Below are 18,834 nucleotides of genomic sequence, written 5' to 3'. Positions count from 1 at the left end.
GGGTCAGCCTTTCGTGGTTGCAGGGGCCGTTGCCAGTCCGTGGCGTTCAGCGTCCGCTGCGTCAACTTCCTCAAGCGCGATTCCCTTGGTTTCCTTCAATGAAACGACGGCGACGGCGGTGATGGCACAGGCGACCACGAGGTAGATCGCCGTGGGTACCCAGGAGCCGGTGTCCTTGAGCCACTGGGTTGCCAGCAGCGGAGCGAGGGATCCGGCGAAGATGGACGTCACCTGAGAACCGAGCGACACACCCGAGTAGCGCATGCGGGTGGGGAAGAGCTCGGACATGATGGCCGGCTGCCCGGCGTACATGAAGGCGTGCAGGCACAGGCCGATGGTCACGGCGAGGACGATGATCACGGCATTTTTGGTGTCGAACATCGGGAAGGCGAAGAACGGCCAGACGGCGCCGGTGATGGCACCAACCAGGTACACAGGCTTGCGTCCCCAAGAGTCCACGAGCCGGCCGATCTGCGGGATGACCAGGAAGTGGATGACGTGGGCGATCAGCAGTGCCAGCAGGAGCGATGAAGTGTCGTACTTATGGACGCTCTTGAGGTAGACGATCGCGAAGCTGACCACGAGGTAGTACATGATGTTCTCCGCGAAGCGAAGTCCCATGGCCTGGAGGATGCCCTTGGGGTATTTGCGGATGACTTCGCCCACGCCGTAGCTGATGGCCTTGGACTCTTCCACCTGTGCCTTCGCTTCGAGGAAGATCGGGGCTTCGGTGACGTGGGTGCGGATGTAGTAGCCAACGAACACGATCACCGCGGACAGCCAGAAGGCGACGCGCCAGCCCCAACCGAGGAAGGCCTCGTTGCTGAGCGTGGTGGACATGACGAACAGGACCAGCGTGGCCAGGAGGTTGCCCACCGGCACAGCGGCCTGCGGCCAGGAGGACCAGAACGCGCGGGACTTGTTGGGGCTGTGCTCTGCCACGAGCAACACGGCCCCGCCCCATTCCCCGCCGAGCGCGAAGCCTTGGATGAAGCGCAGGGCAACCAACATGGCGGGCGCCCAGTAGCCGATGTCCACGAAACCCGGGAGGCAGCCCATAAGGAAGGTGGAAACACCGACGATCACGATGGTCAGCTGCAGCGTGGGCTTGCGGCCGAGCTTGTCGCCGATCTGGCCGAACACGATGCCACCCAATGGCCGTGCCACGAAGCCTACGGCGTACGTAATGAACGCCTGGATAATGCCGTCCAACTCGTTGCCGGTACTCGGGAAGAAGTACTTCCCGAAAACCAGTGTGGCGGCCGTGGCGTACAGGAAGAACTCGTACCACTCCACCACGGTGCCCACCATGGATGCGGCGACGATTTTCTTCAGGCCGGATCCTTTGCCGGTGTTACCGGCGGCGGGTGTGGAGCGCTGCTCTACGCTCATATCCATCTCCTCAGTGTCTTCTTTGACAGTGCCTTGTTCACGCGCATTGTGATCCACAACACGGATTGCTCCACTGAGTATTGCTGCACATTTGCCGTGTCTCAATGACCAAAGAGGCACCACGGGTGTGCAGAATTGCAGATATGAATCCGAACCCGGACGACCTCCTCATCCTCCTCACCGTCTCACGGTCAGGTAAATTCACGACGGCGGCGCAAGCCTTGGGACTGAACCACACCACCGTTTCGCGCAGGATCGCGGCGTTGGAAAAGGCACTCGGCGGGCGAGTCCTGGCCCGGGCGGCGGGCGGCTGGGAAGTCACGGAACTGGGCGCGGAAGCCGTGCTCGTCGCAGAGCGGGTGGAAGATGCGGTGAGCGCGCTGGGACCGAGCGACCGCGCACCTGACCCGATTACCGGCGTCGTACGCATGACCGCAACTGACGGTTTCAGCGCCTACATCGCGGCACCCGCCGTGGCGAAGCTGCGGCGCCGGCACCCCGGGCTGAGCGTCGAAATCGTGACGGTGACGCGGCGGGCGTTGCAGCAGCGCTCGGGGCTGGACATCGAAGTGGTGGTGGGGACACCGCAAGTGCACCGGGCCGAGGCGGTCAGGCTGGGCGAATACCGGCTGGGAATGTACGCGTCCACGAAGTACCTCAAGGACAACGGAACGCCCGCCAACGCCGAAGAACTGACGCAGCACCAGTTGGTCTACTTCGTGGACTCGATGCTGCAGGTGGACGACCTCGACGCGCCGCGACGCCTGGTTCCGGGCATGCGCGACGGCCTCACGTCAACCAACGTGTTCGTCCATGTGGAAGCGACGCGTGCCGGGGCTGGCGTCGGGTTCCTGCCGTGCTTCATGGCCGATCGGCACCCGGACCTCGTCCGGCTGCTGCCCGAAGACTTCGCCGAGCTCCTCCCCTACTGGCTGGTCCTCCGGCCCGACTCCATGCGCCGCCCCGCGGTGGCCGCCGTCGTGCAGGCTTTGCGGGAGGAGACGGAGGACCGGCGCGAGGAGCTGCTGGGCGCGGGGTAGTGGGGGCTAAGCGGGATCACCAGCGGCGTGTGGCTCACGGGGTCGTCGATGACCATGCACGGCAGGCCAAACACATGCTCCACCAACCCGGCAGTGATCACATCGGCAGGCCGCCCCTCGGCCACCACGGCCCCGTCCTTCATGGCGATCAGATGTGAGGCGTAGCGGCAGGCATGGTTGAGGTCATGCAGCACGGCCACCAAGGTGTTGCCTTCGCCGTTCAGTCGCTTGAACAACTCCAAAAGCTCGATCTGGTGGGCGATGTCCAGGAACGTGGTGGGCTCGTCCAGCAGGAGCAGCGGAGTCTGCTGGGCAAGCACCATGGCCACCCACACACGCTGCCGCTGGCCTCCGGAAAGCTCGTCCACCAACCGCCCGGACAGCTCAGTCACATTGGTGGCCTCCAAGGCGGATACGACGGCGGCCTCGTCCCCTTCCGACCATTGGCGCAGGAGCTTCTGGTGCGGATAGCGGCCACGGGCCACCAAGGCCGCAACCGTAATGCCGTCGGGGGCAAGGGAGGTCTGCGGCAACAACCCAAGCCTCCGGGCGACGTCCTTGGCGCCGTAGGACGAGATGTCCTTCCCGTCCAGGACAACCTTGCCTGACGAGGGCGCGAGCAAGCGGGACAATGCCCGCAGCAGCGTTGATTTGCCGCAGGCATTCGGACCCACGATCACCGTGAATTCGCCATCCGGAATGCGGACATCCAGCGCAGAGGACACGGTCCGGCCGGCATAGCCGAGGCTCACGTTGTCAGCACTGAGGCGGGCGGAGACCGGCCCCGGGCCAGCCACCACCGGTTCGGCCAGCAGATCGGTCATTGCAGTCTCCTTCAGAGTCATTGCCGCCGCACCTCGCGCGCCAGCAGCCAGACGAGGTAGCAGCCACCGATGCTCACGGTCACCACTCCCACGGGCAATTGAATGGGCGCGAACAGGTTCTGCGCCACGATGTCGCTGGCCACCAGGAGGAACGCTCCCATGGCGGCTGCGGGAACCATGCCCACACACGCCGAGCGGGTCAGGCGGCGGGCGAGTTGCGGGGCGGCGAGCGAGACGAACGCGATCGGCCCGGCAGCGGCGGTGACCATCGCCGTCAAAGCCACGCCAACCGTTGCCAGCGCCACCCGCGAACCTTCCAGCCGGACGCCCAGGGCGCGGGCGGCGTCGTCGCCCATCTCCAAAAGCGCCAACCGCCGCCCGTAAACGGACAACACCGCCAGCAACCCTGCAAAGATCAGCACCACCGGAAGCACCTGGTCCCAGGACACCTTGTTGAGGGAACCGGCGCCCCACACAGCCGCGGACATGGCCTGCTCCAGCGAGGCCTTGAGGATGAGCCACGTGTTGACCGACGCGAGCATCGCGCTCACGGCGATCCCGGCGATGATCAGCCGGAAACCCTGGATGCCCTTCTTGTAAGCGAACAGGTAAACGAGCGCTGCAGTCACCAACCCGCCCACCAGCGCACCAGCGGACACCGCGTAGTAGCCACCGCCCATCAGCAGGATCACCACCAAGGCGCCGGAATAGGCACCGGTGTTGAAGCCAATGACGTCCGGGCTGCCCAGCGCGTTGCGGGTCAGCGATTGGAAAATCGCCCCGCTGACCCCCATGGCCGCCCCCAACAACAGGGCCAGGAGGACGCGGGGCAACCTCCACTCCACCACCACCATGTGGATGGCGCCGCTGGAGCGGCCAAACAGTGCCGAAACAACGTCCGGCACCGGGATACTGAACTCGCCCAGGCCAAGGGCGACGACGGCGAGCGCCAGGGCGGTGACCACCAGGACGGCGGTGACCAGCAACGAGCGGACGTCCACGCGCAGGGAGAGCCGGCCGCCGAAACGGCGGACCGCGACGGTTCGCCTGCCGAAGTCGATGCGGTTGGTGTCGACGGAAGTCACAGGGCACTCACTTTCCGGCGGCGAACGAGCCAGATAAGGACCGGTGCGCCCACGAAAGCGGTGATGATGCCCACCTGCATTTCGCCGGGCCGGAGCACCAGCCGTCCAAGCACGTCGGAGATGAGGAGGAGCACGGGCGAAAGCACCAGGGTGTAGGCGAAGATCCATCGCTGGTCCGGTCCCACTATCCACCGGGCTACGTGCGGCACCATGAGGCCAACAAAGCCGATGGGACCTGCTGCTGCCGTCGCGGCTCCGCAGAGGAGGGTGACGGCGATGATGGTCCAGGTGCGGGTTCGGCCCAGGTGGGCGCCGAGTGCTTTGGCTGTGTCATCGCCCATGGCTACGGCGTTGAGTGGGCGCGCCAGGGCGAGCGCGATGAGGGTACCCGCCACAATGAACGGCGCCACCGTGACCACCATGTCCCACGATCGGTTGCTCAGCGTCCCGGCAGTCCAGGCGCGCATGCTGTCGAAGACCGCGGGGCGGAGCAAGGTGATGCCGGAGGCCACTCCGCCCAGTACCGCGCCCAAAGCGACTCCGGCCAGCGTCAGGCGCAGCGGGGTTGCCGATCCACGGCCCATGGACCCGATGATGTACACCACCACTGTGGCGACTACGGCTCCGGCAAAGGAAAACCAGATGTAGTCCTGGATGCTGCTCAATCCGAACAGGGCCACGCCCAGCACCACGAAGAAACCAGCACCCGCGTTGACGCCCAGGATGCCGGGGTCCGCTAAGGGGTTCCGCGTCATGGCCTGGATGAGTGCGCCGGACAAGCCCAAGGCCACGCCCACCAGGACCCCTGTCACTGTGCGCGGGAACCGGAGGTCGTGGATGATCACGTGTTCCGGCGAGCCGTCGTACGCCGTGATGGCAGGCCAGAGCTGCGCCACATCCACATCCTTCGAACCGATGACCATGCTCAGCAGGAGCGCGAGTGCCAAGGCTGCAATGGCCGCGATGAGTCCGAGCAGCCGGTACCGGTTGACTGCGGCGAGGCCTACCTTCCCCTGGCCGGCGGTTGGGGCGGACGCCTGCGACGCCCGCGCCATGGTTCCAGCTGTCACTACAGCCCCAGCAATTCGAACTTGGCGTCCTGCAGGTCCTCGATTTCTTCGCGGTCGCGCTTCTCGTCAGACCACAGCTCATCGAACCAGCGGCGGGTTTCGGCGTCGAGGTTCTCCCAGCGCTCTTCCCAGGCTTCGCTCTTATCCGTCCAGTAGCCGATCAGCTTGTAGGACCCGGGCATGAGCTTCTTGTCATGCCGCAGGTACTTGCGGATACTGCGCAGGACCTTCGCCTCGCCGGCCACCCAGATGTAACCGGTGCCGCCCGGCAACTCCATCGACCGCAGGGCCTCATCCAGCCGGGATTGGCTGTGTCCGTTTCCGCCGTGGATCCACGCGACCTCGGTTCCGGCGCCGAGGGTCAGTTCCTGCTGGTGCGAGGGATCTTCCACTTCCAGCAGGACCCGGGTCCGGATGCCCGGAGGCGTCAGTTCCAGCAAGCGGGCTACCGCCGGAAGGCCCGTGGCGTCGGCCAGGAGGATCTGCCACTGCAGCTCAGCCGGCGGCTCGTACAGCCCGGTAGGCGAATTGAGTCCGACGACGTCACCCACCTGGGCGCGCTGCGCCCAGGAAGCTGCCAATCCGCCGTCGTGAACGACGAAGTCGATGTCAACGGTCCCGGCCGCGGCATCCACGGAACGGACCGTGTACGTCCGCATGGCGGACGGCTTGACGCCGGCCTCCCAGTCCCAGGAATCGCCCGTGGAGATGGGCAGCCGGGCCTCGTGGTGATCCGGGTCCGGCAGGAAGACGCGCAGGTATTCGTCTCCCACACCCGTGGTTTCGAAGCCGGCCAGGCCGGGACCGCCGAAGGTAATCCGAACCATCCCCGGCGTCAGCAGCCGCGTGGCCACAACCTCCGCGCGGTAGATGCGCATCATGGCAGGAGCGCCTTTTCGATCTTTTCGAGGAGCGCGTACTGGCCGCTCGGTGAACCGTAGATCATTTCCAGGTCGTAGGTGAAGATCTGCTTGTTGGCCACGAATGGAAGGGCCGTCCACAGCTTGTTATTGGCCAGCGGAGCGAAGGCGTCCGGGTTGGCACCATCCTTTTCGGGAACCTCCGTGGTGATGACGGCGTCGATTCCGTTGAGCTGCTCGAGCTGTTCGGCGCTGAGCTTGGCACCCTCGCCGTCAGCGAGCGGGGAAATCTTCAAGCCAAGATCCTTGATCACCAGGCAGGGAGTGCCGTAGCAGCTGACGCTGACTTGGTCCTCGTAGTAGTCCACCGGCCCGATCACCAGGTTGCTCTTGCCGGCCTCGGCCAGGCGCTTCTTCACGTCGTCAACCTTGGCCTGGTACTTGTCCATCCACGCCTGGTACTGCCCGGTCTTGCCGAAGGCCTCGGCGACGGTCTTGAATTTGGTCCGCCAATCGCTGCCGTCGAAGCCGTTGAACGTGTACGTCGGGGCGATGCCTGAGAGCTTGCCGTCCAACTCCTTGTCGTAGCCCAGACCGTTGAGGATGACGTCCGGCTGTGCTTTGAGAATGGCCTCGAAGTTGAACTCCGGGTAGTTGGTGAAGGGTGTGATTCCTTCCAGCGCCTTCTGGTCGAAGAAGTACGGGAAGCCCTTGTAGCCGCTGTCGCGGATGGGCTGCTGGCTGGCCAGCGGGATGCCGAGCGTGATGAGCATGTCCAGGTCCGTGGTGTACATGCCCAGGGCCTTCTTGGGCTCTGCCGGGATGGCAACTTCCTTGACCTCGCTGGTCACGGTGCGGGTCTGCGGGGTCGCAGCGGCGTCGTTGGCACTGGCCACCGGGCTCGCGCAGCTGCTCAGAAGCAAGGCTGCCGAGGCCAGCGCCGCAAGGGCAGCGGACATGGTTTTGGTGCGTGAAATCACTGTGGTCCTCGATGCTCAGGGGAGGTTGAAGGTCTCCCATTGGCAGCCGCGACCCTCTGAGGGTGCCGTCGTCGGCCTGCCGAAGTTAGGTATACCTACCCTAACAACGGCATTCCGGATTGAACCCCCGAAATCTATTCGGAACCGGCCAAGGAGTGATGGTTTCCGGCCTTAAGCGAGGCCACATACCAACCAGGAGTGTGCCCCATCACCTTTCGGAACACCTGGACGAAGGCGCTCGGGTTGTTGTAGCCCACCCGACGGCTGACCGAGGAAACCGGGTACCCCGCAGCCAGCAGACCCAGCGCAACCCGCACCCGCGCATGGATCCGCCACTGCGCAAACGTCATGCCGGTTTCCTTATGGAACAGGCGGGACAGATTGCGGACACTGATGGCCACCTCCGCTCCCCACTCCTCCAAGGAACGGTCCAAGGCCGGATCATCCAGGAGGGCCCGGGCAATGCGCTCCAGGCGGGGGTCCGAGGGCATCGGCAACAGCATGGGCCGGGCGTCAACGACGTCCAACAGCCCGATCGCCAGTTGCTCCGAACGTTCCCGCAGGTCCGGTTCCATGTCGAACGTCCGCATGTGGCGGAGCAGCTCCTGCGCCGCCGCGGGAACCTTGACGGCCATGGTGCGGCTGTCCAGCGGTGCGGCAACGTCGGCATCGATGTGCGAGCAAAAGAACCCCGTCCCCTCGGCAGACTTCACCGCATGGGGAACGCCTGCCGGTATCCACAACCCGAGCGTGGCCGGAACGGCAAAGAAGCCGCCGCCCGCTTCGACAGTGAGCACGCCACGCGCGCCCCACAGAAGCTCGTGCGTGTCATGCACGTGCTCTGTCCAGGTGGCCGGCGTGGCGCAGTCGAAGAACGCGGTGTACACACCCCGGACCAAGGGCTGTCCGGAATGCGATAGAGCTTGGCGGGTCATGTGGCCTTCTTGAAGTTAGGTGAGCCTTACCATGGTAAGCATGCCTTCCAGTACCGCCATTTCGTCCTGCCCACCCGGGCCTAACAAGCAAACACCTTGGAAGCCCTCCCGGCTCTTCAAGTACTCCTTGTTCGGAAACCGGCGCTGGAAGTACTTGGTGGTTGGCTGCGCGGGACTCACCCTGCACCAGGTCAGCGAAGCCTTGGTGCCGGTCACCATCGGCGCGGCCGTGGACAACGCGATTTCACCGCACGACGGCGGCGCCCTCCTATGGTGGCTCGGCGCACTCGCCGCCGTGTTCATCATGCTCGCGCTCTCGTGGCGTCTCGGCACCCTCGCCACCATGCGGTCCTTCTCCTACGGCTCGCACGACCTCCGGCAACTCATTGTGGAACGGACCCTGCACCCGCGCGGCATGGCAGCCCGCCGTGCGCCCGGCGAAATCGTTGCGATCGCTTCCTCGGATGCGGACAGGGTTGCTGGATTGTCGTGGCTGATCGCTGGCGGTCTCGCCGCCACCGCCGGGGTGGTGACGTCCGCCGTGACCCTCCTCGTGATTTCCGTGCCCCTCGGTTTGGCCGTGCTGCTGGCCACACCTCTGATGCTGCTGGTGATGCACCGGCTCACGAAACCCCTTGAAGACCGCAGCGACGTTGAACAGGCGACGGCGGCCCGCGCCGGGGCCTTGGCGACCGACTTCGTGACGGGCTCGCGGCCATTGAAGGGACTCGGCGCGGAGGATGCCGCCGTGGACCGGTACCGGGTTGCCAGCCAGAGTTCCCTGGTGTCCGCGTTGAAGGCCATCAGGGCAAAGTCCGCGTTCACGGGGGCGAGTACGGCCATGTCCGCGGCGTTCCTTGCGGGGATCGCCTTCTTTGCGGCGTGGTTCGCTGTGCAGGGGATCATCACCGTCGGGCAGTTGGTGGCCGTAGTGGGCGTGGCGCAGTTTGTTCAAGGGCCGATGGCGTCGCTGGGGTTCCTGAGCGTGGAGTTGGCGCGGAAACGGGCGTCGGCGGCGCGGATCGCGGTGCTGTTGGAAGAGCCGGAGGCGGTGCCGGCAACTGCTGCTGCGGGGGCGCCGACTGCTGGCCCAGTCGAGCGCGGGGTGGAGGTCTTGCCTTTGCTTGAGCTGCACTCTTCGGCGGAGGTGGCTTTTCCCTCGTTCTCGGCTTCGGCCGGGGAAATCGTGGGTGTGGTGCTTCCCGAGGCCATGCTTGCCCGGCAGCTTGTGGATACCCTGGGTTTCCGCATTCCGGCAACCCGCGGCACTGTGTACATTGATGGGCTTGATGCCGTGGACCTCGATCCTTCGCATGCCCGCTCGCGCCTGTTTGCCGACAGCCATGAGGGGGTCCTTTTCCGTGGCACTGTCTTGGAGAACGTCGCGACGGCAAGCGATCAGGAACTGGACCATCGCGCCTTCGCGGTGGCCGCCGTCGTCGACTTTGTTTCGCAACTGCCGGAAGGAACCGAGACTGTGCTGACCGGACAAGGGCAGAGCCTGTCCGGCGGGCAGCGGCAGCGGCTGGTCCTGGGACGCTCCCTTCACCAGAAGCAGCCAGTGCTGGTGCTGCACGACCCCACAACCGCCGTCGACACCGCCACCGAGGCCGTCATCGCGGACGGCCTGCGCCAGTTTCCGGACAAGGCGCTGGTGCTGGTGACCACGAGCCCCACGCTGCTGGCGGCGTGCCACCGGGTGGTGCTGGGCACCGCCGACGGACCACCTGAAACCGGTTCGCACCGCGAACTGCTGGCGACGTCGGCAAGCTACCGTGCGGTGGTGGGTTCATGAGCGCCGACATCCTGCCCATCGCCACACCGCGGGAGACGCGCCGGGCCATGTGGAAACTGTTGGCCCAGCGGCCCGGACGGCTGGTGCTGACTGTCTTGGTTCTGTTGGCTGCGTCTTGCTGCGGGCTGGCTGCGCCCGCGCTTCTGGGAATCATGGTCAACGTCGCGGCCACCGGCGGCGAGGTCCTGGACCTGCTGTGGCTGGCCCTGGGCCTGCTGCTCGCCGGCGGCGCCGGAGCGCTCCTGGGCATCCTGGGGCAAAACCTGCTGGCCAAAATTTGCGAAGAAGCGCTGGCCGGACTTCGCGAAGAAGTGTTCGCCGCGGCCGTCCGAAAGCCACTCGCGCAGCTGGAAAAAGCAGGCATCGGCGACGTCGTGGCCCGTGTATCCGGCGACGTTGAGGCGGTCAGCGAGGCGATTTCCGGAGTGCTTCCCGCGTTTACCAGCGCAGCGTTCACCATTGCGGTGACGCTGCTCGGCCTGGGCGTGATCGACTGGCGCTTTGCGGTGGCCGTGCTCATCGCGGCACCGCTGCAAATTTTCACGCTGCGCTGGTTCCTGAAGCGGACCGCTCCCATTTACCGGACGGTCCGGATCACCGAGGCCAACCGTACCGAACAGATCATCGAAACCGTCCATGGTTCGCAGTCCGTCCTTGCCCTGGGCCTCGGAGATCGGCATGCGGGACTGGTGGCGGCGGCTTCACGTGAAACCATTGGCCACTCGCTGCGGGGCGTCGGCTACCTGACGCGGTTTTACAACCGCCTCAACCTCGCCGAACTGATTGGTTTGTCCGCGGTGTTGGCCGTCGGCTTTTGGCTGCACGCCGAGGGCGCCGTGACCATCGGTGCTGCCACCGCCGCGGCGCTGTATTTCTACCGGTTGTTCGATCCGATCGGCATGGTCCTGGGGCAATTCGACGAGCTGCAGAAAGCCGCCGCGGGGCTCGGCCGGATGTTCGGGCTGACCCAAGCTCTGCGGCCAGGTTCCGCGGCGTCCGCACCCCAGGAGGGCGGTCCGCCGTCGGACGCTGTTGTCCTGGACAACCTCACCTTCGCCTACCCCGGGCAGCGGCCCGCGCTCAACGGCGTGTCCCTGCGGATCGGATCCGGTGAAAGGGTGGCCATTGTTGGCACGTCCGGTGCCGGAAAGACCACCCTGGCCAAGGTGATCATGGGGCTTGAGAAGCCGCAGGGTGGACGCGTCCTGGTGGGCGGGCTCGATGCCGCTGCCGCTTCGCCTTCGACGTTGCACCAGCGGATCGCCATGGTCAGCCAGGAAGTCCACGTATTCTCGGGAACGCTCGCCGAAGACCTGCGACTCGCCAAGCCCAAGGCGTCGGTTGACGAGTTGCGTCGCGTCCTGCGGGACGTCGGGGCGGCTTGGCATGAAACGCTCGACGACGGACTGGAGACTTTCGTAGGCGCCGGCGGCCACCAGCTCACGCCGGAGCAGGCGCAGCAGTTGGCCCTGGCACGGCTTATGCTCAAGGATCCGCCCATCGCCGTCCTCGACGAAGCGACAGCGGAAGCCGGTACGGGGTCGGCCGCCCTGTTGGACCAAGCCGCCGAGGCTGCCTTGGCCGGACGCACGTCCGTGGTGATCGCACATCGCCTGTCCCAGGCCGCGACAGCGGACACCGTGGTGGTCATGGAGCAAGGACGGATTGTGGAATCGGGCTCCCACCAGGATCTCCTGGCCGGTGGTGGTCGGTACGCCCAGCTGTGGGAGGCATGGAGCAGCTCACTCAGCCGGAGCTAGCTTCCGGGCTCTTGGCCAGCAGGCCCGGACGCCAGCGGCTGTACCTCCGAAGCCAACGGTGTTGGGTCATGCCGGACCGGCGTGCCCGCAGCGAAGGCGCGCACTTGTGCGTCATTCCAGATATGGGCCGGGACCGCGCCGCCCAGGAGCCTCCGGGCAAGCGTGGGGTCGTCGCCGAAGGGTACATGGCTGCCCGCCATGATCATGTTGCCGTAGCGGCGGCCCTTGAGCATGGGCGGATCGGCGATGATCAGTGTGTGTTCGAACGTGTCCGCGATGGTGGCGGCGTCGGCCCGTGCGTTCTTGAGGTCCGGGGCGTCGCCCGAGTTCACCACGTAGAGGCCATCATGGGCCAGCACAGCATCGGCGTGGGCGTTGAACTCCCGCGTTGTCAGCGCACGCGGAGTGAAGGCACCGGCGAAGACGTCACGGATGATGAGGTCGCGCGTGTCCGGCGTCAGGCTTTCAGTGACTTGGCGGGCCTCCCCCACGCGGATCCGAAGCAGCGGGGCTTTGGGGAGGTCGAACCAGCCACGGACGTAATCGGCCAACTTCCCGTCGAGTTCCACCACTACCTGCCGGGCGTCGGGGTATGCGGCGTTGAAGTAGCGCGCCATGGAGCACGCTCCCCCGCCCAGATGAAGCGCGCGCAACCTCGGCTTGGATTCGCGCGGCCAATGGGATTCCACCAGGGCCGCGATCCACCGCATGTACTCAAAGTCCAGGAACAGGGGATCGGCCAGGTCGATGTGTGAGCTCAACACCCCGTTGATCTTCAGGAGCCACCCATTGCCGTTGTCAGGATCGGGCAGCAACTCGCAGTCGCCGGTGTCGATGTAGTAGACGCCTGCAACCGGTCCGTCAGGGCGGGTGCCATCGGGCACGTCGATGACTGCCGCCGTCGACCTTTGTGCGCCGAAGCTGAGGGCCTTGCCGGAGCGGCCCGCTTTCCTGGATTTTCCGGATTTGGCCACTAGCGTTGCACTGCCTCAGTCATACCTTCAGCCTAATGGAGCGGCCGGTTTGCCTGCGTCGACAAGCCTATACTAAGGATACTTATTAAGTGGTGAATCGCACCCTAAGGTCCCACCATGGAGGCTTCAATGACCATTTGGCTGGAGGTCTTCTCGGTCAGCGCGGCATGGCTGACTGTAGTCGGCTTGCTGATTGCACGGGTGCCGAAACCGCCGAGCCTTCTGGAGCAACCTCCCTTGGAACCGGGAATACCCCGGAACCAAACGGAACCCTAGGGCCGGACCATCCTGTGCTCGGGCAGCGAGTACCACGAAGGATCGCAGAGTTGCAGCGCGGCTTCCTGCTTGGCGAAGAATTCCGGCGGCAACAGATGCCCATAGCTTTCCCGCCATGCCTGGACGTGCATGATTGCCATCCCTTCGGCATCATCAACGACCGCCGGGCGCACGCTGAAGTCCATCAACGCACCCGCGCAATGGCGAAGCCGTCCCAGCCCTTGCTGCCCACCGTCTGGATGGCGGTCGAGTCGAGCCGTGGGTCCTGGCCCAGCATGTCCAAGGCACGGATGATGCCGGGCGCGTTCACTTCATCGCGCTCCGGTTCGAGGATGGAGCCATCCCAGATCACGTTGTCGATCACGATGACCGTCCCGGGGTGGCCCAGCCGAATGGCCCAATCGAGGTAGTTGGAGTCGTTTTCCTTGTCCGCGTCAATGAAGACGAAGTCGAACGGCTCCTCCCCCGCCAGGGTGGGAAGCGTGTCCAAGGCAGCACCCACCCGGATGTCTACCTTGTGGCCCACACCGGCCGCGTCAAGGTTGGCCCGTGCCACGTCCGCGTGCTTCTGGAGGTATTCGCACGTGACCACCCGGCCGTCGTCGGGCAGTCCTTGGGCCATCCACATGCTGCTGAACCCGGCCAGCGTCCCGATTTCCAGGACCCGCCGGGCGCCGGACACCTGGACCAGCATCTTGAGCAGCTTCCCGGCATTGGGGGCGACCTCGATCGCGGGCATGCCCGCCTCGACGGCGGACGTCAGCGCCCGCTGGTGCGCCGGATCCGGACGGACGACGACGTCAGTCAAGTAGCGCTCCACATCAACCCAACCGGGCTCGGCCACGTGTTCAATCATGCGCCCCAGTCTTGCATCCGGCGCAGCCGTGCGGAAGGAACTACTCCTGGTTCTTGAGCGCGCCCTCGAGGCGTTCCACCTTGCCGGTCAATTCACCCGAGTAACCGGGGCGGATATCGGCCTTGATCACCAGGGAGACACGGCTGCCGTAGCGCCCAACCGCCTCAGTGGCGCGCTTGACGACGTCGAAAACCTCGTCCCATTCACCCTCGATGGTGGTGAACATGGAGTCCGTCTGGTTAGGGAGTCCAGACTCCCTGACGATCTTCACGGCGGCAGCGACGGCGTCGTGCACCGAGGCGTCCGGATTGGGCGAATCGTTGGGAGCGGAGGCGGGCTGGCCCGAAGGGGCGACTGAGAATGCAAGCAACATGAAAACCAGTGTTTCATGTACCGGTATGTCATATAACGGGCTACTCCCGCGTAACCACAGGGGATGAGCGCTCCATTGCTAGTCTGGGCAGCATGGAACTGCCCTCCGAACGCAAGCCCCTCAGGGCCGACGCTGCACGCAATGTGGACAAGATCATTACCGCTGCGCGTCAGTGTTTCCGCGAATACGGCCCGGAAGTGCCCCTGCAGACCATTGCCGCTACGGCCGGAGTGGGTCCCGCAACGCTTTTCCGCAACTTCTCCGACAAAGAACAACTGGTGCTCTCAGCCCTGTCCCGTGAGCTTCGCCAGCACGCGGACCCGGTAGCCCAGGAAGCCCTGGATGGCATGGACGCCGCCGAAGGCCTCATCAAGCTGATCGACGCCGTGATGCGCGTCGCGAGCGATGAGGCCAACCTGCTCAGCGCTGTTGCCGGCCGTCGCGGGCTCCTCGTGGGCATCACCCGCGGCCTTATCGACACCATGGCCACGCTGCTGGAACGCGGACAGGGGCAGGGTTCCCTGCGTCGCGACATCACCATCGAGGACATGGTGCGGCTCGTAGCCATGCTCATTGGCGCCGTGGACACCATGGAGCCGGGCTCGGAAGCGTGGAAGCGACCCCTTGCCTTGGTTGAAGACGCCATCCGGACCGAGCGCCCCTCGCGTCCGCTTCCTGAGCAGTCGGACATTCCAGGCGTTTCCTTCAGCGAAACGGTCTAACTGGTTGTAGCCGGGTCACTGCCAGCCGAGCAGCCTCAACAGGGCAGCCGCGGCGGCCCCGGAAATTACTACCACCAGGAACGGGGCGCGCAGCATAAGCGCGACGGCGGCAGCCACCAAAGCGCCCATGCGCGCGTCCAGAACCAAGCCCTGACCGGAAGCCACGGCATTGACCACCGTCAGCGACGCCAGCAAGCCAATGGTCATGGTTCCCGCAATGTGCATGATCCGCGGGCTTTTCAACAGTTTTGCGGGGACAAAGTAGCCCACCAGTTTGGTTAGGTACGCCAGGGCGCACGCGATGGCAATCCACAGCCAAAGATTCACTCCGCTCCGCCTTCCCGCCGAGCGTGGCTTTCCCGGTACGGGTCGATGTCCGGCTCCAATCCCTCGTCCATCCGGGCGTGGCTGAACCAGCCGATCACTCCTGCGACGAGCGCCGCCACCAGGATGGGAACCCCGGAGGGGACGAACGGAACGGCCAAGATGGTGGCAAGCGCGCAGGCGGCCGCGATCGCCCACGGTTCACGGCCCTTCAACCGTGGCCAAAGGAGCGCGAGGAACGCGGCAACGGCTGCTCCGTCGAGGCCCCACTGCTTTGGGTCGCCCATGGCGTCCCCGGCAAGGGCGCCAATGGCCGTAAAGATATTCCACAAAATGAATATGCCGATTCCGGCAGTCCAGAACCCTCTGCGTTGCTCATCCACATCCGACTGGCCGGACGCCGTCGCCGTCGATTCGTCGATGGTGATGTGCGCCGAAACGTAGCGCTTCCAACCGCCAGGACGCAACATTGCGTTGATCTGCATGCCGTAGATCCCGTTGCGCAGGCCAAGCAAGGCGCTGGCCGTCATGGCAGCCACTCCCGAGCCGCCGCCGGCCACCACTCCGATGAAGGCGAACTGCGAGCCACCACTGAACAACAGCAGGCTTAATGCCATGGTTTGCCAGAAGTCAAAGCCCGACGCCACGGAGAGGGCTCCAAAGGAAACTCCGTAGAGACCAGTCGCGATGCTCAGCGACAGAGCGATCTTGAAGGCCGGCGAATCCTTGAGCTTCACTTCCGGAGGCTCCACGACCACAGGATCAGTGGAATCTGCAGTGGCAGGCGCAGGGTGTGGATGCGCCGCTCCTTCTGGGTGCCGTGGGGACCATAGGCCCGGCGAAGCGCATCAATATGCCCAGCAAGGAATGCAGTAAGCATGGCGGTGGTGCCGTCCGCGGCAACCTTGCGCGTGGCAGGGATCAAGAGCCCGACGGCGGCGGTCGCCTCGAGCAGCCCGGAGGAGGCTATCCATTCCTCACGGGACATGACCGCCATGGGACCGTTCGGAGCGCGCCCCGGTTCGTCATTCCGGCACAGGTATTCCGGCACGACGGGGTTGTAGAACGAGGGTGTCCGGAAATGCTTCATGGCGCTGGCCATCAGGAGTGTGCTCAGACCTATGGCTGAGAGAGTATGTGTTGCCTTGGGAGACCAGCGAAGTGACATGAGACCACTCAATCACAACGGCAGGGAGCCCCGCCAAAGTTTCCCCAACTGGGTCGCACTTGTGCGCGTTTAGAGGGCTCAAAACGCGCACTAATGCTACTTAGTTGGGACGCTGAGCTGTGCGAGGACCTGGGCGGGCTTGTTGGTGGTGATCTCGTGGATGCCGAGGCCCTGGCACAGGGCGACATCCTTCTCGGAATCCACGGTCCACACGCGGAAGACGCGGCCGGCGTCCAGCCAGCGCTGCACATTCCGGGCATGCTCCCGTACATAGTCGATTCCCGGGCCAGCGATGCCTGCCTCGCCCTCGTCAAGGACGCGTTCGGCTTCCTGCTGTGCTGCCTTCATGACGTTGGCCACGGCGCCTGCAGCGATAGGGCCCAGCCCCAGCTCGTCGCGGAGTTCCCGGACCGTGAAGTTGTCCACCAACTGGCAGACGTGCTCGGCGGGCACTGACTCGAGCAAACGCTGCACGGAGTCCGAGTCGAAACTCATGAAAGAGATCCGGATGTTGTCCAGCCGTGATTCCGCAGGCGTCCAGCCCTCGGCCGTCAACACGTCCAGCACGCGCTCCTCTAGCTTGAGCTGGTAGGGACTGGGATGTTTGAGCTCAATGGCCAGGCCTATCTCACGCTCCGCTTCCCGCAGGATGTCCAGGAGCTCCGGCAACGTGAGGAACTGGTCGGCGATCCCACCGTAGGCCTCCGGAATCCGGGCACCCTTCCAAGAAGAGAAGTCCAAGCCCCGGAGTTCTTCGAGGGTCTTGTCCGCGACCGGACCGGTGCCGGTGGAGGTGCGGTCCAGGTTTGCATCGTGCAACAACACAACGTGCTGGTCCCGGGTGAGGTGGACGTCGCACTCCACACCGTCCGCACCATCGGCGATGGCCTTCAAATACGCGGCCCTGGTGTGCTCGGCGAAGGCGGCGCTGGCCCCGCGGTGCGCGTAAACCTTGGGCCGCGGAGAGTCGAAGGATTCACTGGTCATGCAGACACGGTAGCCCACGCAGCTGCACGCTCAGGGCTAGTCTGGGCTAATGCAGGTGAACTCTGAACAAATCCCAGCCGAAGACGTCACCAACCCGCCCGAGCCAGCCCCCGCAGCAGGTGCGGCTGCCCGCAAAGCGCGTTCCGCCGTCGTCGGTCTTTCCGACGGTGACCTGGAGAAGGCGGCCGCGCTGCGCCGCATGAAACGGCTGGCGTTGTCCCTGCTGCTGGTCATGGCCGTCATCTTCCTCTTCGCGTTTGCGCTGCAAAAACAGTACCCGTGGCTTGAGTATGTCCGGGCCGCGGCCGAGGGCGGCATGGTGGGTGCGTTGGCGGACTGGTTCGCTGTGACGGCGTTGTTCAAGTACCCCATGGGGCTCAAGATCCCGCACACCGCCATCATTCCCCGTCGCAAGGACCAGATCGGCGAATCCCTGAGCGACTTCGTTGAGAGCAACTTCCTCTCCCAGGAAGTGGTGCAGGACAAGCTGGCCAGCATCGACATTGCACGGAAGGCAGGCACGTGGCTGTCCAGCCCCGGTGGCCCGGAGCGCGTGGCCAAGGAAGGCGGGGCCATGATCCGCGGCGCGTTCCGGGTACTGAACGACGACGACGTCCAAGCAGTCATCGAGGGAATGGTTCGCAAGCATCTGCTCACCCCGCCATGGGGTCCGCCCGTGGGGCGCATGGCCGAGCGGATTTTCGCCGACGGGCACCACCACAAACTCGTGGACCTGCTGGTGGACCGTGCCGCCGACTGGGTGGATGCCAACCACAACACCGTGAACCGGCTCGTTTCGGACCGCTCGCCGCTGTGGGTGCCCACGTTCGTGGACGGCTTGGTGGGCGACAAGGTGTACGTCGAGCTGCTGAAGTTCGTGCGTGCCGTGCAGAAGGATCCCAACCACCAGGTCCGCCAATCAATTGATACCTACTTGACCGACCTCGCCCAGGACCTCCAGCACGATCCCGCCATGATCGAGCGTGCCGAGGCCATCAAAGCGCAGATCCTCGGCGATCCGGAGGTCCGAGAACTGGCGTCCCGCACGTGGGGAACCGTCAAGAACGCCTTGCTGACCGCCGTCGACGATCCCGACAGCGAACTGAGCCAGCGCTTCAAGAGTGCCGTGCGGGACTTCGGGTCCCGCCTGGTCAACGACGCCGAACTCGCCGGCAAGGTGAACAAGTGGATCGGCGACGCCGCCGGGTACCTCGTGAACACCTACCGCTCGGACATTGCCGGGGTCATCTCTGACACTGTGGCCCGCTGGGATGCCGAAGAGACGTCACAGAAGATCGAGCTTCAGGTGGGCAAGGACCTTCAGTACATCCGAATCAATGGCACTGTGGTGGGCGCACTGGCCGGCCTGTTGATCTTCACGGTGGCGCATTTGTTGTTTGGGTGAGGCAAGCG

20 protein-coding genes are annotated in these 18,834 nt (G+C 65.0%); 5 read left to right on the top strand and 15 right to left on the bottom strand.

Annotated features, from left to right (window positions below; translation table 11 throughout):
* Positions 1 to 3 precede the first annotated feature (3 nt).
* Positions 4 to 1,392 (bottom strand): MFS transporter, encoded by a 1,389-nt coding sequence (locus tag ACFVSJ_RS11500; protein WP_387436922.1) that lies wholly within the window; start codon positions 1,390 to 1,392, stop codon positions 4 to 6.
* A 143-nt stretch (positions 1,393 to 1,535) separates the two neighbouring features.
* On the opposite strand from ACFVSJ_RS11500, the gene ACFVSJ_RS11495 reads away from it, so the two are divergent.
* Positions 1,536 to 2,432 (top strand): LysR family transcriptional regulator, encoded by an 897-nt coding sequence (locus tag ACFVSJ_RS11495; RefSeq protein ID WP_387436921.1) that lies wholly within the window; start codon positions 1,536 to 1,538, stop codon positions 2,430 to 2,432.
* Here ACFVSJ_RS11495 and ACFVSJ_RS11490 read toward each other — a convergent pair.
* The 6 genes from ACFVSJ_RS11490 to ACFVSJ_RS11465 form a co-directional block, all read right to left on the bottom strand.
* Complete coding sequence (locus ACFVSJ_RS11490; RefSeq protein ID WP_387436920.1) at positions 2,318 to 3,256, bottom strand: ABC transporter ATP-binding protein; 939 nt, start codon at positions 3,254 to 3,256, stop codon at positions 2,318 to 2,320. The genes ACFVSJ_RS11495 and ACFVSJ_RS11490 overlap by 115 nt on opposite strands.
* Positions 3,257 to 3,273: 17 nt before the next feature.
* On the bottom strand, positions 3,274 to 4,341 hold the full coding sequence (locus tag ACFVSJ_RS11485) for a FecCD family ABC transporter permease (RefSeq protein WP_387436919.1): 1,068 nt from the start codon (positions 4,339 to 4,341) through the stop codon (positions 3,274 to 3,276).
* Positions 4,338 to 5,411: a Fe(3+)-siderophore ABC transporter permease gene (locus ACFVSJ_RS11480; protein WP_387436918.1), complete on the bottom strand. Its 1,074-nt coding sequence runs from the start codon at positions 5,409 to 5,411 to the stop codon at positions 4,338 to 4,340. Before ACFVSJ_RS11480 ends, ACFVSJ_RS11485 begins: the two co-directional genes overlap by 4 nt.
* Positions 5,411 to 6,292 carry a siderophore-interacting protein gene (locus tag ACFVSJ_RS11475; RefSeq protein ID WP_387436917.1) on the bottom strand — a complete coding sequence of 294 codons (882 nt, stop codon included), beginning with the start codon at positions 6,290 to 6,292 and terminating at the stop codon, positions 5,411 to 5,413. Before ACFVSJ_RS11475 ends, ACFVSJ_RS11480 begins: the two co-directional genes overlap by 1 nt.
* Complete coding sequence (locus tag ACFVSJ_RS11470; protein WP_387436916.1) at positions 6,289 to 7,251, bottom strand: ABC transporter substrate-binding protein; 963 nt, start codon at positions 7,249 to 7,251, stop codon at positions 6,289 to 6,291. The genes ACFVSJ_RS11475 and ACFVSJ_RS11470 overlap by 4 nt, the downstream gene beginning before the upstream one ends.
* A gap of 134 nt (positions 7,252 to 7,385) precedes the next feature.
* Positions 7,386 to 8,186, bottom strand: a complete 801-nt coding sequence (locus tag ACFVSJ_RS11465; protein WP_387436915.1) for a helix-turn-helix domain-containing protein — start codon at positions 8,184 to 8,186, stop codon at positions 7,386 to 7,388.
* Between the two features lie 40 nt (positions 8,187 to 8,226).
* On the opposite strand from ACFVSJ_RS11465, the gene ACFVSJ_RS11460 reads away from it, so the two are divergent.
* Positions 8,227 to 9,981, top strand: a complete 1,755-nt coding sequence (locus ACFVSJ_RS11460; RefSeq protein WP_387436914.1) for an ABC transporter transmembrane domain-containing protein — start codon at positions 8,227 to 8,229, stop codon at positions 9,979 to 9,981.
* A complete protein-coding gene (locus ACFVSJ_RS11455; protein ID WP_387436913.1) occupies positions 9,978 to 11,741 on the top strand; it encodes an ABC transporter ATP-binding protein in 1,764 nt (587 codons plus the stop codon). The genes ACFVSJ_RS11460 and ACFVSJ_RS11455 overlap by 4 nt, the downstream gene beginning before the upstream one ends.
* Here the strand turns inward: ACFVSJ_RS11455 and ACFVSJ_RS11450 are convergent.
* From ACFVSJ_RS11450 to ACFVSJ_RS11435, 4 genes are all read right to left on the bottom strand, one after another.
* Complete coding sequence (locus ACFVSJ_RS11450) at positions 11,738 to 12,715, bottom strand: spermidine synthase (RefSeq protein ID WP_387436912.1); 978 nt, start codon at positions 12,713 to 12,715, stop codon at positions 11,738 to 11,740. The two genes, ACFVSJ_RS11455 and ACFVSJ_RS11450, sit on opposite strands and share 4 nt — an antisense overlap.
* A gap of 272 nt (positions 12,716 to 12,987) precedes the next feature.
* Entirely contained in the window at positions 12,988 to 13,176 is a 189-nt protein-coding gene (locus ACFVSJ_RS11445) for a hypothetical protein (protein WP_387436911.1), read from the bottom strand.
* Complete coding sequence (locus ACFVSJ_RS11440) at positions 13,176 to 13,847, bottom strand: O-methyltransferase (protein WP_387436910.1); 672 nt, start codon at positions 13,845 to 13,847, stop codon at positions 13,176 to 13,178. The genes ACFVSJ_RS11445 and ACFVSJ_RS11440 overlap by 1 nt, the downstream gene beginning before the upstream one ends.
* 40 nt (positions 13,848 to 13,887) lie before the next feature.
* Positions 13,888 to 14,220, bottom strand: a complete 333-nt coding sequence (locus tag ACFVSJ_RS11435; protein ID WP_387436909.1) for an MTH1187 family thiamine-binding protein — start codon at positions 14,218 to 14,220, stop codon at positions 13,888 to 13,890.
* Positions 14,221 to 14,312: 92 nt separating this feature from the next.
* On the opposite strand from ACFVSJ_RS11435, the gene ACFVSJ_RS11430 reads away from it, so the two are divergent.
* Complete coding sequence (locus ACFVSJ_RS11430) at positions 14,313 to 14,942, top strand: TetR/AcrR family transcriptional regulator (RefSeq protein ID WP_387436908.1); 630 nt, start codon at positions 14,313 to 14,315, stop codon at positions 14,940 to 14,942.
* A 15-nt stretch (positions 14,943 to 14,957) separates the two neighbouring features.
* Here the strand turns inward: ACFVSJ_RS11430 and ACFVSJ_RS11425 are convergent, their stop codons facing one another.
* From ACFVSJ_RS11425 to ACFVSJ_RS11410, 4 genes are all read right to left on the bottom strand, one after another.
* Complete coding sequence (locus ACFVSJ_RS11425; RefSeq protein ID WP_387436907.1) at positions 14,958 to 15,269, bottom strand: AzlD domain-containing protein; 312 nt, start codon at positions 15,267 to 15,269, stop codon at positions 14,958 to 14,960.
* Positions 15,266 to 16,003 (bottom strand): AzlC family ABC transporter permease, encoded by a 738-nt coding sequence (locus tag ACFVSJ_RS11420; RefSeq protein ID WP_387436906.1) that lies wholly within the window; start codon positions 16,001 to 16,003, stop codon positions 15,266 to 15,268. The genes ACFVSJ_RS11425 and ACFVSJ_RS11420 overlap by 4 nt, the downstream gene beginning before the upstream one ends.
* On the bottom strand, positions 16,000 to 16,434 hold the full coding sequence (locus ACFVSJ_RS11415) for a hypothetical protein (RefSeq protein ID WP_387436905.1): 435 nt from the start codon (positions 16,432 to 16,434) through the stop codon (positions 16,000 to 16,002). The genes ACFVSJ_RS11420 and ACFVSJ_RS11415 overlap by 4 nt, the downstream gene beginning before the upstream one ends.
* Positions 16,435 to 16,530: 96 nt before the next feature.
* Positions 16,531 to 17,421, bottom strand: coding sequence for a glycerophosphodiester phosphodiesterase (locus ACFVSJ_RS11410; RefSeq protein ID WP_387436904.1), 891 nt, complete (start codon positions 17,419 to 17,421; stop codon positions 16,531 to 16,533).
* A gap of 49 nt (positions 17,422 to 17,470) precedes the next feature.
* Here ACFVSJ_RS11410 and ACFVSJ_RS11405 point away from each other — a divergent pair, with 49 nt between their 5' ends.
* A complete protein-coding gene (locus ACFVSJ_RS11405; RefSeq protein ID WP_387436903.1) occupies positions 17,471 to 18,826 on the top strand; it encodes a DUF445 domain-containing protein in 1,356 nt (451 codons plus the stop codon).
* The last annotated feature ends 8 nt before the right edge of the window (positions 18,827 to 18,834 follow it).

The organism is Paenarthrobacter sp. NPDC058040, assembly GCF_042885775.1.
Lineage (GTDB): Bacteria > Actinomycetota > Actinomycetes > Actinomycetales > Micrococcaceae > Arthrobacter.
Note: the sequence above shows the minus strand (reverse complement) of the source record. Positions and strands in the feature narration are given on the sequence as shown.

Excerpts from the sequence above, each read along its gene's own strand:
- ACFVSJ_RS11500 (WP_387436922.1), bottom strand. The coding sequence starts at position 1,392 with ATGAGCGTAGAGCAGCGCTCCACACCCGCCGCCGGTAACACCGGCAAA.
- ACFVSJ_RS11495 (WP_387436921.1), top strand. The coding sequence starts at position 1,536 with ATGAATCCGAACCCGGACGACCTCCTCATCCTCCTCACCGTCTCACGG.
- ACFVSJ_RS11490 (WP_387436920.1), bottom strand. The coding sequence starts at position 3,256 with ATGACCGATCTGCTGGCCGAACCGGTGGTGGCTGGCCCGGGGCCGGTC.
- ACFVSJ_RS11475 (WP_387436917.1), bottom strand. The coding sequence starts at position 6,292 with ATGATGCGCATCTACCGCGCGGAGGTTGTGGCCACGCGGCTGCTGACG.
- ACFVSJ_RS11465 (WP_387436915.1), bottom strand. The coding sequence starts at position 8,186 with ATGACCCGCCAAGCTCTATCGCATTCCGGACAGCCCTTGGTCCGGGGT.
- ACFVSJ_RS11460 (WP_387436914.1), top strand. The coding sequence starts at position 8,227 with ATGCCTTCCAGTACCGCCATTTCGTCCTGCCCACCCGGGCCTAACAAG.
- ACFVSJ_RS11455 (WP_387436913.1), top strand. The coding sequence starts at position 9,978 with ATGAGCGCCGACATCCTGCCCATCGCCACACCGCGGGAGACGCGCCGG.
- ACFVSJ_RS11445 (WP_387436911.1), bottom strand. The coding sequence starts at position 13,176 with ATGGACTTCAGCGTGCGCCCGGCGGTCGTTGATGATGCCGAAGGGATG.
- ACFVSJ_RS11440 (WP_387436910.1), bottom strand. The coding sequence starts at position 13,847 with ATGATTGAACACGTGGCCGAGCCCGGTTGGGTTGATGTGGAGCGCTAC.
- ACFVSJ_RS11435 (WP_387436909.1), bottom strand. The coding sequence starts at position 14,220 with ATGTTGCTTGCATTCTCAGTCGCCCCTTCGGGCCAGCCCGCCTCCGCT.
- ACFVSJ_RS11430 (WP_387436908.1), top strand. The coding sequence starts at position 14,313 with ATGGAACTGCCCTCCGAACGCAAGCCCCTCAGGGCCGACGCTGCACGC.
- ACFVSJ_RS11415 (WP_387436905.1), bottom strand. The coding sequence starts at position 16,434 with ATGTCACTTCGCTGGTCTCCCAAGGCAACACATACTCTCTCAGCCATA.
- ACFVSJ_RS11410 (WP_387436904.1), bottom strand. The coding sequence starts at position 17,421 with ATGACCAGTGAATCCTTCGACTCTCCGCGGCCCAAGGTTTACGCGCAC.
- ACFVSJ_RS11405 (WP_387436903.1), top strand. The coding sequence starts at position 17,471 with ATGCAGGTGAACTCTGAACAAATCCCAGCCGAAGACGTCACCAACCCG.